Origin of the sequence: Achromobacter sp. K91 (assembly GCF_003576205.1) — a bacterium.
Classification (GTDB): domain Bacteria; phylum Pseudomonadota; class Gammaproteobacteria; order Burkholderiales; family Burkholderiaceae_B; genus Achromobacter; species Achromobacter aegrifaciens.
In genome coordinates this window covers 263,819-280,154 of sequence record NZ_QWFB01000026.1, presented here as the reverse complement: position 1 = coordinate 280,154, position 16,336 = coordinate 263,819, and the positions used below count along the sequence as shown (strand labels likewise).

The 16,336-nt window shown below is 65.0% G+C and carries 17 protein-coding genes; 11 read left to right on the top strand and 6 right to left on the bottom strand.

What is annotated here, in order from left to right; all coding sequences use genetic code 11:
• Window positions 1-20 precede the first annotated feature (20 nt).
• From DXK93_RS08500 to DXK93_RS08480, 5 genes are all read left to right on the top strand, one after another.
• Window positions 21-1,241 carry an MFS transporter gene (locus DXK93_RS08500; RefSeq protein ID WP_175181651.1) on the top strand — a complete coding sequence of 407 codons (1,221 nt, stop codon included), beginning with the start codon at window positions 21-23 and terminating at the stop codon, window positions 1,239-1,241.
• A 302-nt stretch (window positions 1,242-1,543) separates the two neighbouring features.
• Window positions 1,544-2,089 (top strand): RNA polymerase sigma factor, encoded by a 546-nt coding sequence (locus DXK93_RS08495; RefSeq protein WP_054455634.1) that lies wholly within the window; start codon window positions 1,544-1,546, stop codon window positions 2,087-2,089.
• Window positions 2,086-3,102 (top strand): FecR domain-containing protein, encoded by a 1,017-nt coding sequence (locus DXK93_RS08490; protein WP_119449831.1) that lies wholly within the window; start codon window positions 2,086-2,088, stop codon window positions 3,100-3,102. Before DXK93_RS08495 ends, DXK93_RS08490 begins: the two co-directional genes overlap by 4 nt.
• Window positions 3,103-3,202: 100 nt before the next feature.
• On the top strand, window positions 3,203-5,629 hold the full coding sequence (locus DXK93_RS08485; RefSeq protein WP_119449830.1) for a TonB-dependent siderophore receptor: 2,427 nt from the start codon (window positions 3,203-3,205) through the stop codon (window positions 5,627-5,629).
• 346 nt (window positions 5,630-5,975) lie between these two features.
• The gene (locus DXK93_RS08480; RefSeq protein ID WP_233564520.1) at window positions 5,976-6,818 is read left to right on the top strand and encodes a hypothetical protein; all 843 of its coding nucleotides are present in this window, start codon (window positions 5,976-5,978) and stop codon (window positions 6,816-6,818) included.
• Window positions 6,819-6,890: 72 nt separating this feature from the next.
• On the opposite strand, the gene DXK93_RS08475 is transcribed toward DXK93_RS08480, so the two are convergent.
• On the bottom strand, window positions 6,891-7,643 hold the full coding sequence (locus DXK93_RS08475; RefSeq protein WP_119449829.1) for an SDR family NAD(P)-dependent oxidoreductase: 753 nt from the start codon (window positions 7,641-7,643) through the stop codon (window positions 6,891-6,893).
• A gap of 90 nt (window positions 7,644-7,733) precedes the next feature.
• Complete coding sequence (locus DXK93_RS08470) at window positions 7,734-8,612, bottom strand: LysR substrate-binding domain-containing protein (RefSeq protein WP_119449828.1); 879 nt, start codon at window positions 8,610-8,612, stop codon at window positions 7,734-7,736.
• 148 nt (window positions 8,613-8,760) lie between these two features.
• Between DXK93_RS08470 and DXK93_RS08465 the strand changes: the two genes are divergently transcribed.
• From DXK93_RS08465 to DXK93_RS08455, 3 genes are all read left to right on the top strand, one after another.
• Window positions 8,761-9,885, top strand: a complete 1,125-nt coding sequence (locus tag DXK93_RS08465) for an agmatine/peptidylarginine deiminase (RefSeq protein ID WP_119449827.1) — start codon at window positions 8,761-8,763, stop codon at window positions 9,883-9,885.
• A 202-nt stretch (window positions 9,886-10,087) separates the two neighbouring features.
• A complete protein-coding gene (locus tag DXK93_RS08460) occupies window positions 10,088-10,663 on the top strand; it encodes an isochorismatase family cysteine hydrolase (RefSeq protein WP_119449826.1) in 576 nt (191 codons plus the stop codon).
• Between the two features lie 60 nt (window positions 10,664-10,723).
• Window positions 10,724-11,209, top strand: coding sequence for a hypothetical protein (locus DXK93_RS08455; RefSeq protein WP_225591280.1), 486 nt, complete (start codon window positions 10,724-10,726; stop codon window positions 11,207-11,209).
• A 388-nt stretch (window positions 11,210-11,597) separates the two neighbouring features.
• On the opposite strand, the gene DXK93_RS08445 is transcribed toward DXK93_RS08455, so the two are convergent.
• Entirely contained in the window at window positions 11,598-12,143 is a 546-nt protein-coding gene (locus tag DXK93_RS08445; RefSeq protein WP_225590423.1) for a DUF2846 domain-containing protein, read from the bottom strand.
• Between the two features lie 126 nt (window positions 12,144-12,269).
• On the opposite strand from DXK93_RS08445, the gene DXK93_RS08440 reads away from it, so the two are divergent.
• Window positions 12,270-12,980 (top strand): hypothetical protein, encoded by a 711-nt coding sequence (locus DXK93_RS08440; protein ID WP_119449927.1) that lies wholly within the window; start codon window positions 12,270-12,272, stop codon window positions 12,978-12,980.
• Window positions 12,981-13,009: 29 nt separating this feature from the next.
• On the opposite strand, the gene DXK93_RS08435 is transcribed toward DXK93_RS08440, so the two are convergent.
• From DXK93_RS08435 to DXK93_RS08425, 3 genes are all read right to left on the bottom strand, one after another.
• On the bottom strand, window positions 13,010-13,405 hold the full coding sequence (locus tag DXK93_RS08435; RefSeq protein WP_119449823.1) for a YkvA family protein: 396 nt from the start codon (window positions 13,403-13,405) through the stop codon (window positions 13,010-13,012).
• A gap of 80 nt (window positions 13,406-13,485) precedes the next feature.
• Window positions 13,486-13,983: a hypothetical protein gene (locus DXK93_RS08430; RefSeq protein ID WP_119449822.1), complete on the bottom strand. Its 498-nt coding sequence runs from the start codon at window positions 13,981-13,983 to the stop codon at window positions 13,486-13,488.
• Between the two features lie 6 nt (window positions 13,984-13,989).
• The gene (locus tag DXK93_RS08425) at window positions 13,990-14,652 is read right to left on the bottom strand and encodes a hypothetical protein (protein WP_119449821.1); all 663 of its coding nucleotides are present in this window, start codon (window positions 14,650-14,652) and stop codon (window positions 13,990-13,992) included.
• Between the two features lie 222 nt (window positions 14,653-14,874).
• Here DXK93_RS08425 and DXK93_RS08420 point away from each other — a divergent pair, with 222 nt between their 5' ends.
• Together DXK93_RS08420 and DXK93_RS08415 are read left to right on the top strand one after the other, a co-directional pair.
• Complete coding sequence (locus DXK93_RS08420) at window positions 14,875-15,375, top strand: sigma-70 family RNA polymerase sigma factor (RefSeq protein WP_054455669.1); 501 nt, start codon at window positions 14,875-14,877, stop codon at window positions 15,373-15,375.
• Window positions 15,372-16,316, top strand: a complete 945-nt coding sequence (locus tag DXK93_RS08415; protein ID WP_119449820.1) for a DUF4880 domain-containing protein — start codon at window positions 15,372-15,374, stop codon at window positions 16,314-16,316. The genes DXK93_RS08420 and DXK93_RS08415 overlap by 4 nt, the downstream gene beginning before the upstream one ends.
• Window positions 16,317-16,336 lie beyond the last annotated feature (20 nt).

Sequence of the window (16,336 nt, the reverse complement as noted above, 5' to 3'; positions counted from 1 at the left end):
CGCCCATCGCGCCATCCTCCATGCCTGCCCCCGACTCTCCCAGTCCGCTTCAACGCCCCGCCTTCCTGCATTACCTGTTCGCGCGCATCGGCGCGTCGCTGGCCTTTCAGATCGTTTCGGTCGCGGTGGGTTGGCAGATCTATGCGCTGAGCGGCAGCGCGCTGGACCTGGGGCTGATCGGCCTGGCGCAGTTCCTGCCCATGGCAGTCCTGACCCTGGTGGTGGGCCATGTGGCCGACCGCTATGACCGCCGCAAGATCGTGGCGGTGTGCATGGCGCTGGAAGCGCTGGCCACGCTGGTGCTGGCGATCGCGGCCCTGCATGGCGTGGGCGGCAAGACGCTGATCTACGCCACCATCATCATCATGAGTTCGGCCCGCGCCTTTGAAGCGCCGACCCTGGCCACGTTGATCCCAGCCGTGGTGCCGCGCGAATGGTTGCCGCGCGCGACCGCGCTGGCGTCCTCCGGCGGCCAGATCGCGCAGATCGCGGGTCCTGCGCTGGGCGGCGTCGGCTACGGGCTGGGGGCAGGGTGGATCTATTGCGTGGCGGCGGCCCTGTACCTGTCGGCCTTCGCGTCCATCGCCACGCTCGTCATCGAACGCGCGCCGCCGCGCAAGGAACCGACCACCTGGCGCACGCTGTTCGCCGGCATCACCTTCATCTTCCAGCGTCGCCTGCTGCTGGGCACCTTGTCGCTGGACCTGTTCGCCGTGCTGCTGGGCGGGGCCACGGCCTTGCTACCCATCTTCGCCAAGGACATCCTCAACGCCGGTCCCTGGGCGCTGGGCGCGCTGCGCGCCGCCCCCGCCTGCGGCGCCGCGCTGATGTCATTGACGCTGGCGCGCCTGAGCCTGGGCGAGCACGTGGGCCGGCTGCTGTTCGGCGCGTTGATCCTGTTCGGACTGGCTACCACGGTATTCGGCCTGTCGACCTCGATCCCGTTGTCGATCGGCGCGCTGGTGGTGCTGGGCGCGGCGGACGCGGTCAGCGTGGTGGTGCGTTCGTCCCTGGTGCAGCTGAATACGCCCGACCATATGCTGGGCCGCGTGAGCGCGGTGAACACGCTATTCATCGGCGCCTCGAACCAGCTGGGCGAATTCGAATCCGGCGTCATGGCCGCCGCGTTCGGCGCGGTGCCGGCGGTGGTGATCGGCGGGGTCGGCACCATCGCCGTGGCGGGGTTGTGGATGCGGTGGTTTCCGGAGCTGAGGAAGCTCAGGAGCTTGCACGCGCCCTGATGCGGTGCGCGCCGTGAACAGCGCGTCGAAACCCTCGGCAAGCTCCGCGTAGAGATCTCGCTGCTTCATATCATCCGCCTCCATCGAGTACGTTTCCCATGGCAAGGCGGTCATTCTGCCGGCGGCGCCCTGCACGGTCGTGCTTTCAAGCTTTTCAGAATTGCCCCGCCTATTCCTCGCCGCGTCGCTCCCCGGCAGCAGCGTTTGATAATCTTGATATAATAAGAATCATTATCATTTGATCAAGCCATGCCTACGCGCCCAGGTCACAGAACCCGGCGCCGGACATCGACAGGGGCATCATGGGGGAGCGGTTCTTCGGCGTGATCGCCGAGGCGTACAAGGCGTGGAACGCGGAGCTGGTCGGTTTCCTGAACCGCCAGCTCAAGCGTTCGCCCGAGGCCGCCCAGGACCTGGCGCAGGAGACCTTCGCCAAATGGCTGGCGGCGCATGACGGCGCCACGCCGCCGGAGAAGCCGCGCGCCTATCTGTACGAGATCGCCCGCAACCTGCTGCGCGACCATTGGCGCCGCGAGAGCGTGCGCGATGAACATGTGGTGGCCAGCCTGGACGACCAGGGTTTCGAGCCCACGGCAGTCGGCCTGGCCGCCCCCGCCGGCCTGCAGCCCGAGGCGCGCGCCGACGCCAGCCAGCGCCTGCGCCTGCTGCAGGCCGCCATCGACGAGATGCCGCCGCGCCAGCGCGAGGCCTTTCTGCTTTATCGGTATGATGAGCTGCGTTGCGAGGACATCGCCGACCACATGGGCATCAGCGTGCGAGCGGTCGAGAAGCACCTGCAACTGGCGCTGGCGCACTGCAAGCGCCGTGTCCACGGCGAAACGCCATGACCCGATCCCTACCTTTGTCCGCTGTCGAAGAGGCCGCGAGCGCATGGTTCATGCGCCGCCGGGAACGCGCGTCCGACGCCAGCGCCGAACAGTCCTTCCAGTCCTGGCTGCAAGCCTCGCCCGAACATCGGCGGGAGTACGAGCGGCTCGAGCTGGTGTGGGAGGACATGGCGGCGCTGCCGCGCCCGGACTCCGCCCGGGTGCACTCGCAGCCGGCCAACCACACGCAGAATCCGTCGCGCAGACGGCCGCAGTCCCCGCCCCGCGCGTGGTCAGCGCCGACGCGGCGCCCCGCCTTCCTGCGCTGGGGCGGTGCGTTGGCCGCGATGCTGCTGATCGCGGCCGCCGCCTACCAGTACGTGCCCATCAGCTACGAATCCGTGGCCAACGCGTCCACCCAGACCCGCAACCTGGACCTGCCCGACGGCACCCGGCTGCATGCCAACGTCGGCACCCGCGTGACCGTGCGCTACACGATGGCCGAACGCCATATCCGCGTCGAGGGCGGCGAGGTCTACATCGATGCCGCCCCCGACCGCCGGCCGCTGATCGTGGCCGCGGGCGACGCGGAACTGCGCGACATCGGCACCGAGTTCAACGTGCTGCTGCTGCCCGACGTGCTGCAGGTCGGTGTGCGCAGCGGCGAAGTCAGACTGAACGCCCAAGGCGCCAACGCCCCCGCCGCGCAGACGCTTCAGGCCGGCGACACGGTGCTGCTGTCGCGAGCCGACGCGCGCCTGTTGCGCCGCCAGCAGGTGCCCGCCAGCGAGATCGGCGCCTGGCAGGGCGGCGTGGCGGTGATGCACGACGCCACCTTGCAGCAGCTGGCCGGCTACCTGGCCCTGTACCGCGACACGCCGCTGCGCTTCGCCGACGAGCGCGCCCGGGGCTTGCGCCTGTCCGGCACGCTGGATCTGCGCCAGCCGGACGCCGTCCTGGACATGCTGCCCGGCCTGTTGCCGGTGACGGTAAGCCGGCGTCCGGACGGCACCGCGGTGATCGGCAGCCGCTGAAGACAAGAATTAAGAATTATTTTTAATTAGACAGGTTCGGGTTTTGGCGGCTGGCGCGTCTTCCCCAGTTGAAGATCCACTTCCAGACTGGGGAAAGTCCATGGCGCAACGCCATTTTCATCGTCGGCTGAGCGCCGGCCGTTACGCGCTGCTGTGCGCGCTGTCCATGAGCGCCGCGCTGGCGGTCCAGGCGCTGGCGCCATCCGCGGCCCATGCGCAAAGCGCCGTCGCGCAAAGCTTCGACCTGCCCGCCGGCAGCCTGGCCGACGCGCTGGTGGCGTTGGGCCGGCAGGCGCAGCTGCAGGTGCTGTTCAGCCCCGACGTGGTGGCCGGCCTGAGCGCCCCCGCCGTATCCGGCTCCATGACGCCGCAGGTCGCGTTGAACCGCCTGCTGGCGCGCAGCGGCCTGGTGGCCGTGCAGAGCGGCTCGGGCTTCGTGGTGCGGCGGCCGGCCGACGCATCCACCGGCGATGCCACCACCCTGGCGCCCGTGACGGTCACCGGCCGCGACCTCACCGTCACCGAAGGCACGGGGTCCTACACCGCCCCCGCCGTCACCATCGGCAAGAACGCGCAAAGCCTGCGCGAGATCCCGCAATCGGTCTCGGTGGTGACACGCCAGCTGCTGGACGACCAGAACCTGACCACGCTGGACGACGCCATGCGCACCGTCACCGGCATCACGGTGGAAGCGGGCAGCATCGGCGGCAACCATGGCAACTTCTACTCACGCGGCTATGCGCTGGACACGATCCAGGTCGACGGCGTGAACACGCCGGCCAGCACCGGCAACGACCTGTCCTCGGGCTTCGGACTGGCCATCTACGACCACATCGAAGTGCTGCGCGGACCTTCGGGCCTGTACCAGGGCGCGGGTGATCCCGGCGGTACCGTGAACCTGGTGCGCAAGCGCGCGCAGAAGGAATTCGCCTTCAGCGGCCAGGTCATGACGGGCTCCTGGGACCGCTATTACACCGAGGCCGACATCACCGGCCCCTTGGACAGCGATGGGCGCCTGCGCGGCCGCCTGGTGGCGTCCTATGACGACCGCAAATCCTTCGTCGACGGCGTGTACACCGAGAAGCCGCTGTTCTACGGCACCCTGAGCTTCGACCTGACGCCCGACACCGTCCTGACCGCCGGCGCCACCTACCAGCAATACAAGGGCCGCCCGTTCTTCGGCCTGCCCGGCTACACCGACGGCCGCTTGCTGGACGTGCGCCGTTCCACCAACCTGGACCCCAGCTGGAACCACATCACCGAGGAAGTCACCGAGTACTTCGCCGACGTGGACCACCGCCTGGCCAATGGCGGACGCATCAAGGTCAGCGGCATCTACCGCGAACAGGACGAGCCCAGCCGCGAGTTCGGCTGGTCCGACTGCGCAGTGGACCCGATCACCGGCGACACCTGCCTCGTCAGCTGGAAGTACCGCAGCAACTGGAAGACCTATGGCCTGGACGCCTTCGTCGCCACGCCCTTTGAAGCCTTCGGCCGCCAGCACGAGCTGACCGTGGGCGCCGACTACCGCAACGTCCACAAGAACTTCCGCTACGGCGGCGGCGACAACGCCGACACCAACCTTTACCACCCCAACAACAACATCCCCAAGCCGGACTACCAGTTCACCAACGGCAACGACAGCAAGACCGATCAGTACGGCCTGTATGCGCGCACCAATCTGCGCGTGACCGACGCGGCCACCATCATCGCTGGCGGCCGCTTCACCTGGTGGGAAAACCGCACGCAGAACCGCAACGCCTACTTCAACCAGTTCACCAACACCAGCGACAAGATCAACGGCAAGTTCACGCCCTATCTGGGCCTGGTGGTGGACCTGAACGAGCAGTTGTCGGCCTACGCCAGCTACACCAGCATCTTCACGCCGCAGACCGTCACCGACGTCAACGGCCAGCTGCTGGACCCGCGCACCGGCAAGCAGTTCGAGATCGGCCTGAAGGGCGAATTCCTGGACAAGCGCCTGAACGGCCACGCCGCGCTGTTCCGCATGGAAGACGAGAACCGCTCGATGACGGACCCGAATAATCCGCTGTTCTCCATGGCTGCGGGCAAGATGCGCAGCCAGGGCTTCGAGGCAGAAATCAGCGGCAGCCCGGCGCCCGGCTGGGACATCACCGCCGGCTATGCCTACACCACCACCAAGACCCTGAAGGGCACGGAAGAACAGAAGTCGCAGCAGTACGCCTTCATCACGCCGCGCCACACCTTCAACCTGTGGACCAAGTACACCTTCGCCACCGGCACGCTGGAAGGCCTGTCGCTGGGCGCGGGCGTGCGCAGCGTCAGCAGCATGTACCGCCTGAACGGCCCGGTGAAGTTCGAGCAGCGTCCGTACACCACCGTGTCCGCGCAAGCCGGCTACCGCTTCAACAAGCACCTGGAAGGCACGCTGACGGTGAACAACCTGTTCGACAAGGTCTATTACCAGCGCGTGTGGGCCGCCTACGGTTCGAACTACTACGGCGAGCCGCGCAGCGTGATGCTGAACCTGCGGGCGACGTACTGAGGGAAAACGCCGCGCGAAACCCATCCCCGTCCCGTAACGGGCGATGGGTTTCACGCATTGCAGGACAGTTCTGTCCGCCACGTCTTTCTTGCGCCACACCCATCCTACGATCCCCGAGCAAAACGCCGATTCCGTGGCAGACTAGCCAGGGGCGCTCCATGCATTGCAGTCCGACACAATTGGCAAATTGTTGTCCGACGCGGATTGCAACGGGCGATTAGGATGGCGCCGCACAGACAGAGACAGGCGATCACAAGGCTTTCCCGCCTGAGGCCGACAAGAAGATGTCCGACACATGAAAACCATTCAGAAAATCCCCCCCCCTGGCCGTTTGCTCCGCACCGCCATGGCCGGCCTGCTGGCGTCCACCCTGGCCGCGCTGTTCAGCCCCGCCGCAACCGCCGCTGAATCCGCCGGCGCCGCGGCGCTGCCGCCCACCGCCCAGGCCGCCGCCATTGCACCGCCCGATGTGCCCACGGTGATGTATTCCATCTACCAGATCGACGGCAAGGGCGCCGATTCCTACGAAGTCGCCAACGGCAGCATCGCCACCTTCTGGTTCGGCCATGCCTTCGAACTGGGCGGCACGCGCTACTACACCGGCTTCACCTGGGACACGCGCGAACGCTACGGCAAGCCGGGCGAAGACGAGGTCGGGCCCGGCACTCAGGTCAACTTGGCCGAAGCCACGTACACGTTGACCGGCGCCACGCCCGACCGTCCCTGGAAGTTCCGCGGCATGAAGCACTCGGTCGGCGAGTTCGGCGCCTACGAAAAACCGGAAGACGTCGACACCCGCCGCAAGCCGGTGGAGTACCGCACGCCCGCCGGCAAGCTGCTGCTGGCCGTGCCCACCGAAGGCTTCGACAACGGCATCAGCTTCAGCGGCTACGCGCTGCTGGTCTTCAATCCGGCGGGTCCGGACGAAGGCGCGGGCTGGACCTATGTAGGCAGCATCAATACCGGCGAAGACAATAGCGCGGCCTGCGCCGAAGGCGACGTCATGCCTTGCGTGGCCAGCTCGGGCGAACTGGTCTTCTCCGCGCATGGCGGCAGCGACATGCCGCGCGTGACCGTCAAGCGCAGCGGCACGGAAATCGCCGGCCCGGACAAGACCCGCCAACTGGGCGCGGGCGATGCCGTCGTCTACGCCTACGACACAGCCAGCAAGAAGTACGCGGAGAAGTAAGGCCGGCATTGCTGCCAGCCGGGCGCGCAAGCCGGCTTCCCAACGGCTGCGCTGCCCGCGCGGCTTGTGCTGCTATGTGAGATTCAATCCGCCATCGGACAGCAGGATCTCGCCGGTCAGATAATCCGACGCGGCCAGCATGGCGACCGCCTGCGCGATATCCTCCGGACTGGCCGCCCGGCGCATCGGCGCCTTGTCGCGCCACAAGGCTTGCGCCTGCGTCCAATCGGCCGTCATCGGCGTGTCCACCAGGCCCGGCGCAACCGCATTCACGCGGATATGCGGCGCCAGTGAAAGCGCGAGCAAGCGCGTCACATGGTTGAGCGCCGCCTTGGTCGCCGCATAGGGAATGGAAGCGCCTTTGGGCCGGATACCCGCGTGCGAACTCACGTTGATCACGCAAGCCGGCCGGCCATGCGCCGCCGCCGCTTGCAACGCGGCCTGCGCTTCGGCCACCAGGCGAAACGGCGCCACCACGTTGACCTCATGCAATGCATGCCAGATGTCCGGCGTGGCCGCGGCCAGGTCCGCATGGGGAATGACTTGGCTGATTCCAGCGTTGTTGACCAGCACGTCCAGCCGCCCCCATGCCGCGACGGCTTCCCGGACCAGCCGGACCCGGTCGGCATCGTTCGCCAGATCCGCCTGCACGTAGACAGCATCGCCCAGCTCGCGCGCCAAGGCATGGCCGGCTTCAGCCGAACGGCGTGAATGCACGACCACCGCATAACCGTCCCGCGACAGGCGGCGGGCAATGGCCTCGCCTATGCCGGAGGTAGAGCCCGTGACCAGCGCGACGGGACGCGTAGATTGCAAATGGGACATCGAGGAATCTCTTGCTCTGGAATGCGCCGCATGTGGCGATGGGTCTACAACTTAACACCGTGATGAAAATCGCAACCTGAGAGACAAGGCCTAGGCTGCCGCGCCGCCGTCCTCGCGCGACGCGTCCAGTTCTTCGGACACCCACTCGCAGAACGCGCGCGTCAGCGGATCGTCCTCGCTGTCCCGATGCACCAGCAACGCCCATTTCGGACCGCGCACGGTTTGCTCCGTCAACGCGGCCAACGAGCCGTCGCGGCGCGAGCGGTCGGCCAGCAAGCTGCTGACCAGCGCCATGCCCAGGCCCTCGCGCGCCGCATCCAGCAACAGGCCTGGGTCGGAAAAATTCATGCCCTGGCCGCGCTGGCCCACGTCGGCGCCGCCTTGCGTTTCCCAATGGCTCCAATCCATCTCGCGTTCGCCATGCAGCGTGGCGCGCGTCTCGGCCGCCAACAGGCGAGGGTGGCAGGCTGGATACATGCGGTCCTCGACCAGCACGCGGAACGCGCAATCGGCCTGTGGGCCCAGGTCGTCGCGCAGCGCGATGTCTATGGTCTGCTTGCCCATGTCCGGCGCGGCATCGCTGGTGTACAGCCACAGGTCCGCCTCGGGATGCAGGGTGCGGAAGGCTTCCAGCCTGGGCAGCAGCCAGTGCCGCGAAAACGCCGGACTGGTGTTCACGATCAGCTGATTCGGCTTGCGGTACTGGTCCAGCCTGCGGATGCCGGCTGCCAACTGCTGCAGCATGGCCTGCGTCGTGCCCAGCAGATCCCAGCCCGCATCCGTCAGCGACACGGCGCGCCCCTGGCGGAAAAACAGCGGCTGGCCCAGATAGTCCTCCAGGCTGCGCACCTGCTGGCTGATCGCCGACTGCGTCAGATGCAGCTCGTCAGCCGCTTTATGGAAGCTGCCCAGGCGGGCGGCCGCCTCGAAGCCGCGCAGCACGTTCAGGGGAGGCCATTGCTTGAGCATATCAATAAGCCCTGCTAATCAGAATTCCACTAAATATATCGCTAGTCCGCGCGGCCAGGCGGGAAATACACTGCAATTCAAGAGGTGCGCACCTTTGACTCAAACATAACCATTTTTTATCGATCTTCCAGAATCCCAGGAGCCCGACGTGCCCACCCGCCGCCAACTCATCCAACACACCGCCACGCTCATGGGCGTCCAGGCCGCCGCCTCGCTGGGCCTGGGTCTGCTCGCCCCCGGCGCACGGGCGGCGCCAGCGCCCCGGTGGCACATGCCCGACGAAGGCGCGCCCCAGGCCCGCGCCTTCATCGCCTTCGGCGCCCAGGACGCTATCTGGGAAGACTTCACCGCCGACGTCCAGGCCGCGCTCGGCCGCATCGCCCGCGCCATCGCCGCCCACCAGCCCGTCACCGTGTTCTGCCGCGCCCGCGAACGCAGCCTGGCCGAACGCCATTGCGGCGCCGACAACGTCAGCTTCGTCGAAACCCGCCTGGACGACATCTGGATGCGCGACATCGGCGCCAACTTCGTGCTCGACGGGCGGGGCGCGGCCACCGGCGTGGACTTCAACTTCAACGGCTGGGGCAACAAGCAGCGCCACACCGCCGACGCCAAGATCGCCGCTGAAGCCACCGAGGTCACCGACACCGAATACCTGCAAAGCGAACTGGTCGGCGAAGGCGGCGGCATCGAAGTCGACGGCCGCGGCACCGGCATCATGACCGAAAGCAGCTGGATCAATTCCAACCGCAACCCCGGCTGGAGCAAGGCCGAAGTCGAAGAGGAACTAAAGCGCTGCCTGGGCCTGCGCAAGATCATCTGGCTGCCCGGCATCAAGGGTAAGGACATCACCGATGCCCACGTCGACTTCTACGCCCGCTTCGCCCGGCCCGGCGTCGTCGTCGCCAACCTCGACATGGACCCCGAGTCCTACGACTACGCGCTGACCCGCAAGCACTTGGAGATCCTCCGGCGCGCAACGGATGCCGACGGCAAGCCGCTGGAAATCCACACCGTGAGCCCGCCGCTCAAGCCCCGGCGCAGCAAGTTCCTGCGCGACAACCCCGACTTCGCGGCGGGCTACATCAACTACTTCGTCATCAACGGCGCCGTCATCGCACCGGAATTCGGCGATATGGAAGCGGACGCGAAGGCGCGCGATCTGATGGCGCGTCTGTATCCGGGGCGCAAGGTGGTGCAGCTGGATATCGACGCCATCGCGTCAGGCGGCGGCGGAATTCATTGCGTGACGAATCAGTTGCCGATGGCGTAATGCCCGGGCTCGCGCGAGGGATCGCGCGGCGCCAGAACCTCCACCCGCTTTCCATGCGCAGTTATGCCATGGCCGCCGTGGTAGAGTCGTTCGTCCTTCCTGTCGCACCCCATCACCGCGCCAAGCGTCACATCATTGCGGGCCGCCCAGGCAGCAGGCCGACCCGCAAGGCGCGCATGGCAAACCCTTTGCGGAGCGGAGCATGAACACCCAGACCCTGGCCATCATTCCGGCGCGTACCGCCTTGCTGGTCATGCACTACCAGACCGACATCATGGAACTGTTCCCGTCGGTCGCCCCCGCCTTGCTCGGCAACACGCGGCAACTGTGCGACGCCGCGCGGCGCGCCGGCGTCAGCGTCTATTTCGCCAAGATCCATTTCAGCCCTGGCTATCCTGAAGTCAGCCCCTTGAACAAGAACGGGCAGGGCATCAAGCAACTGGGCCGCTTCGTCCACGACCGCATCTCGCCGGAACTCGACCGCCGCGAAGACGAGCCCATCATCATCGCCCACCGCGCCAGCGTGTTCTTTGGCACCGACCTGCAAGTGCGGCTTTCCGCGCAGAGCATAGACACGCTGATCATGGCCGGCGTCGCGTCCACCGGCGTGATGCTGTCATCGATTGCGCATGCCAGCGACGCGGACTACCGCCTGCTGACGGTCAAGGACTGCTGCTACGACCCGGACCCGATCGTGCATGAGCATTTGTTTGCGACGGCGTTTGAATCGCGCACCACCGTGCTGTCGCTGGACGATGCCTTGTCCTTGCTGGGCTAGCGGACTGCTGGAAGAATACCTGCCTCCATGACCCCGACGGGTTCCCCCTCGCTGCCCATCATGTCTTTCCAAACGATTCCTGCAGAACCTTACGCACCGCGCCGCATGGCGTTCATCGAACAATGGCGCGAAGACGGCCTGGCCATCAAGGCCTACGCGATACAACGCAATCCCGATCCAGCCGTTGCGCTGCTGTCCGCTGAAGTAGCCGCAGCCGCGCGCAAGACCGCAATGGCCGCGTTGCGAGACGCCGCCAGCGATCCGCGCGCCACGGGCTTGGGCTTCTGCATCGTGCACGTGGGCGAAGAAGCGGTCTGGCTGCTGGCTGACTGGTGGATATCCGGCGGCATCCTGTGCCAACAGATGTACTCCGCGCCGCTGGATCGGCCCGAACAGTTTCAACCCGTGCAGGGACCGTTCATTGCCTGCGTGTGGGAGCTGGAAGTGACCGCGCATGAGCGCGGCGCGTGGATGAGGCATGCGCTGCGAGAGACGCCGGATATCAACGCGTATTTGGCGGACGTGCTGCCTGCGGGCAGCTATTGAGACTGCCTCAAGCAGCGCGGCGCTTACTTCCTGAGATAGGACTTCTTTCCGCTATCGGTGTAGCAGAACGTTCCGCCCCGCGGCCCGGTGCAGTATTGGCCATCACGGCAGCTGCATGCGCCATTCGAGCCGGAAGCCGAGGGCTTGGAAACAAGTGGCTGTGCGCTGGAATCCGGACTTGAGCACACGCGCTTGGATGCGCTGATCGAACCGTCGCGGCACAAAAACTGTTCTCCGACGCAACGCTCCACGCCACCCTTCTTTCCTGAGCAGGGATAGTTCGCCGCATGGGCCGTCGCGGCAAACAGCAAGGCCGCCAACAACAGACCAAGACGCATCGTCATTTCCATTGCAAGTAGGCAAGAACAGCGGCGGGAGCGGACTGCGATCAGCCCGTGCAACGGCCTTCGGCCGCCAGGTTCACTTCGGACTTGGAGATCACCCGCTGACCTTCCTCTTCCGTTACCTGCTCCACGCCGGCGCCACCCACAAATACGCCCATTTTGATGAATTGGCGCACGAAGTAATTCTTGCCCGCTTCCATCATCACCATCAGGTCGTTCGGCGAAAACTCCGATTCGGTGGAGACTTTGTGCTGCTCGTTGCCGGCCACCTGCGTGTAGAAGAACACGCGGTCGGCGGTTTCACCCAGGCACTTGCCGTTGACGTACACGTCCTTCTTCAGCGCTTTGCCCACGAAGCTATCCCGGTAGACATACAGGCCGGACTTTCCTTCGTCCGGCGCCGGGAATGATTTGGCCTGCTTATTTTGTTCCGCTGGCGCCATCGGCACATTGGCGCATCCCGCGACCGTCATCACGCAAGCGGCAGCGGCCGCCAACTTCAACATCTTTTTATTCATGTGATTCATCTTCTTCAGCTTAGTTATCTGCCGCTTCCTGCCCTCCGCAGGGGAACGGGTAAATGTATCCAAGAGATTCTAATAATGTCACATGAATACCAAATAAGCTATCTGACAGTAGGAAATGCTGCTGTTCCGGGATTAGAAATGGCAGACTACGACTCCCCGGCGACATCGCAGCCAGACATCTCCTCGTCCATGAACAAAACCGAAGGCGCTACCTTCCTGATGGCGTATGACAAGGGCAACTCGCACTTCAGCGATCTGCACTTCCACGACTGCACTTTCAACAACGGCGCCCTTTCCATGGTCAAGACCCCACAGCGCATGTCGCGCGTGCAGAACGTGCGCGTTTCCAAATGCCGCGCGGTCAACTCGATGATCCAGCCCTGCATGTTTGAAGACGTGCTGATCGAGGACTTGTCCACCAACCCCATCCTGCTGGTGTGGGCCTCGTTCTTTCGCCGGGTCAAACTGGCGGGCAAGATCGGCAAGCTCAATCTAAACCTGACGCCCACCGCGTTCTGCAAGGACGAGCGCATCCTCGATCAGTTCGCAACCGCGCGCGCCGCCTTCTACGCCGAGACGGATTGGGCCTTGGATATCAGCGAAGCCAAGCTATTGGGCCTGCGCTGCGAAGGCGTGCCGCTGCACCTGATCCGGCGCGATCCGCAGACGCAGGTCATCGTGGACAAGCAGGGGAATTATCCGGGGCACGAGGCGCTGGGAGCGGATTTCGTCCAAGCGTTCCCGGGCATCGCCAGCACGCTGCATGGCTTTGATAGCTCGCCCATCCAGTCCATGCTGCTGACCGCCTCGCTGGCCGCGCCCAAGGCGCGACGGGAGGAGGAAAAGGGCGCGATCGCGGAACTCAGGACCTTGGGGTTCGTGGAAGAAAGTTCGGCGTAGTTCTGCGCGCAAGCTCGCCGGTCAGGGCACTACCGAAAATACGGCGCAAGCCAGAACCACGCCGCAAGACTTATCCCCAGCCATAGCGCCACGATCATCACCGCGCCCGCCGCACTACGCGGCTTCTTGCCCTGCGACTGCATCCAGGCGTCCGCCTGAACCCTGCATTCCTGCAGCACGTCGGCCGGCAACAGCTTGATGACCAGCCAGATCAGGCCGGGCAACAGCAGCACATCGTCGACGTAACCCAACACGGGGATGAAGTCGGGGATCAGGTCGATGGGGCTGAGCGCATAGGCCACAACGAATACACCGAGCGCCTTGGCGTACCAGGGCGTGCGGGCGTGCTTGCCGGCAAACCATAGCGTCAGGCCGTCGCGCTTGATGCGCTTGGCCCAGGCTTTCAGGCGGTCGCTGAGGTTCATGCGGAAAGCGGGTGCTCGCACCCAATAGCCGTGAATGGGCGTAGTCTGCCACACCTTTTCCGCTAATACGGCGCGCTGCTTCAGGGCTTGCGGTCGATGACAATCCGATCGCCATTCCGGCTGCACGTCAAGGTATCCCGATACGCCGCGCACAGCTTGTCCACCAGCGCGGACCAGCAGGCGCCGCTGACTGGCTGAGAAATCATCACGGTCTCGGATCCCCCTTTCAGCAGGATATCGGCGCTGGAGTTCCGGCGTAACCCTTCGGCGATGGAACCGAGTGTGCGAGGCGCCCCTGAGAATTCTTCCGCGTTGGCGGGGAACCTGTTGTTCAACTGCCAGTAAAGCCCTCCCACCAAGGCGATGGAGAGAAGTATCAAGAACACGCCGGCAGGCCCTTTCAAACCATATTTGTCGATGGTCGTTTCCACCTCATGCTTGGTGTTTGGCGTAGGGGAGGGTCTGGGTCGAAGCAACAAGTAGATCCCCAGCACGAACAAGATCAGGGCCACCACGACGGCAACAAGCAGCACGGCCCAATCCAATCCGGGAAGTTCTCGCATGCAGGTGAGATCCATGGCCGATCACCTCTTCGCATCAGAGAAGAAAAGCACCAGCAATTGCGACGCTTGCTTGTAGTCCATCAGCACATAGCCTCGCCCGATCTCAAACTGAAAGCCTTCCGTCCACGTCACCGAAAGCGGCGGCCTTTTTCCTTGGAATACTTCCGCTATGACGTTGCTGTATTTCCTGGAGAAAACAACGATCTCGTTGTCGATCTGTTTGACGGGCAACTCCGCGATGACGACGGCCTGTCGAAACAAGCTGCCTCGCGCCAGGACCGGCAGGGCGCTCTCGATAAAGCCGCTCTCGCTCAAGGCCGACGTGTCTCCCGACTGCGCAAACGCCAGATAGCGGGGGAAGATCTGCGCCGCGGATTGCAGTTGCGCTTGGTACGCGTCCTGTCCAAGGATGGAAGTAAGAACCGCCGGATTGGCCCCGATACCCGAGAAACCGTATTCGCACTTGCGTCCGCCGGCGTAACGCTGGACGGTGCAGGTCCCGTTGACGCTATAGGCCTCGTATTGCCCGGATGAGAAGCGGCATTCGCAGTATTTCGCTGGCGCCAGCGGCGTTGGAACCGGGGCGCTCTGCCCAGTGCCTTGTGCTTGAGCAGTGGCGCCCAGCGCCATGAACAAGGCCCCGGTGGCGGCCAAAGCGTGCTGGATGAATCGAGAGTGTGGCATGGGTACACCTCGCTTTATTCAACCACCTGAACGGGATAGTGAAGCTTGCCGCACATTTAATAACGATCCCGCGCGGTCTGAACGAGGATTAATCCATCAGGAGAGATCCAAAAGGGGCTCTGCCGGTGGAGCGGGTGACGCTGAAGTCTCCATCCCCTTTGGCTTTCCAGAACCCATCATGCCATAATTGATAACGATTCCCATTTATTCACAGCACAAGCCGTGGACTCAACGCGTGACACCTGCTTTTCCACCATCTACAAGAGCGACCATCCCTGGCTGGAGCGCCGCCTCCAGAACGGCCTGCGCAATCGCGAGGATGCCGAGGATGTCGCAGGCGAAACCTTCACCCAGTTGCTCTGCCTTCCTGCGCTGGAGCAATTGAATGAACCCCGCGCGATGCTCATCACCATCGCGCGGCGCATCACATGGCGGCTGTGGCGCCGGCGTGAACTCGAACAAGCGTGGCTGGAGATGCTGCGCCTGCAGCCCGAACCCCTGGAGCCCTCGGCCGAAGAGCGGGTACAGACCCTGCAGTCCTTGCAGGCGCTCGACACGGCGCTGGACGGTCTTTCTTCCAAGGCCAGGATGGCTTTTCTCTACAGCCAGCTCGACGGCATGACGCATGTGGAAATCGCCGCGCGGCTGAAGGTTTCTCCCACCATGGTCCGCAAATACATCGTCCAGGCCCTGCGCCGTTGCTGCGAGGTGTTTGGCGTATGACGCCCTTGGACATGCGCAGCCGCGAGGCGGCCATCGAATGGCAGGTCTGTCTGTCCAGCGGCCAGGCCAGCGATGCCGACCGCAAGGCCTTCGACCGGTGGCTGGCCGAAAGCCCGAGCCACGGCGCAGCCTGGCAGCGGCTGAACGCGGCGTTGGACGGCACGCTGCATCGCCTGCGGCCCGGACTGCTTGCCGACGGCAACCCGCTGCGGCGTTCGCTGGTCGGGCCGCAACTCGCGCAGCGCCGCAGGCTGGGCAAGCTCGTCCTGGCGGGCGGGACCGTGCTGCTCGGCGCCGGCGTCGCGGACCGCTATGTGCCGCTGCGGCATGTGACGGCAGGCTATGTGACCCGCACCGGTGAACGCCGGCGCGTGGCCTTGCCTGATGGCAACATAATGGAGCTGGACGCGCGCAGCGCCGCCACGCTGGACGGGCAGCATGGCGTACAGGTGTCTTCTGGTGCCGCCATCTTTGAGGTGGCGGCAGGCCAGGGGCTGCAAGTACGTCTGCCCCATGGCGAAGTCCGCCTCGCCCAAGGCCGCGCCATGGTGCGCTGCGCGTCCGAACGCAGCTTCTGTCTGGCCCTGAGCGGAGCCGCCGAGGTCTCCACACTTGCCGGTATCCGCCGGCACTTGGCGCCTGGCCAAAGCGTCTGGTTCGACGCGCAGCAGATCGATGCGGTGCAGGACAACCAGGAGTACGCCGCCGCCTGGAGCAACGGCGAGCTTGAAGTCCATGACGACCCCCTGCAGACCGTGATCGATGCCCTGGCCCGATATCGGCCAGGTTGGCTGCGAGCCTCACCCCAGGCGTCCCGCCTGCGCGTCACCGGCCTGTTCCCGCTGGACGACAGCGACCGCGCCCTGGCGGCGCTCACGCATACCCTGCCCATCCGGCTGCAACGGCTGGGCAGTTGGTACGTCATGATCGATCTCGCCTGAAAATTTTTTCTGCGCCAGGT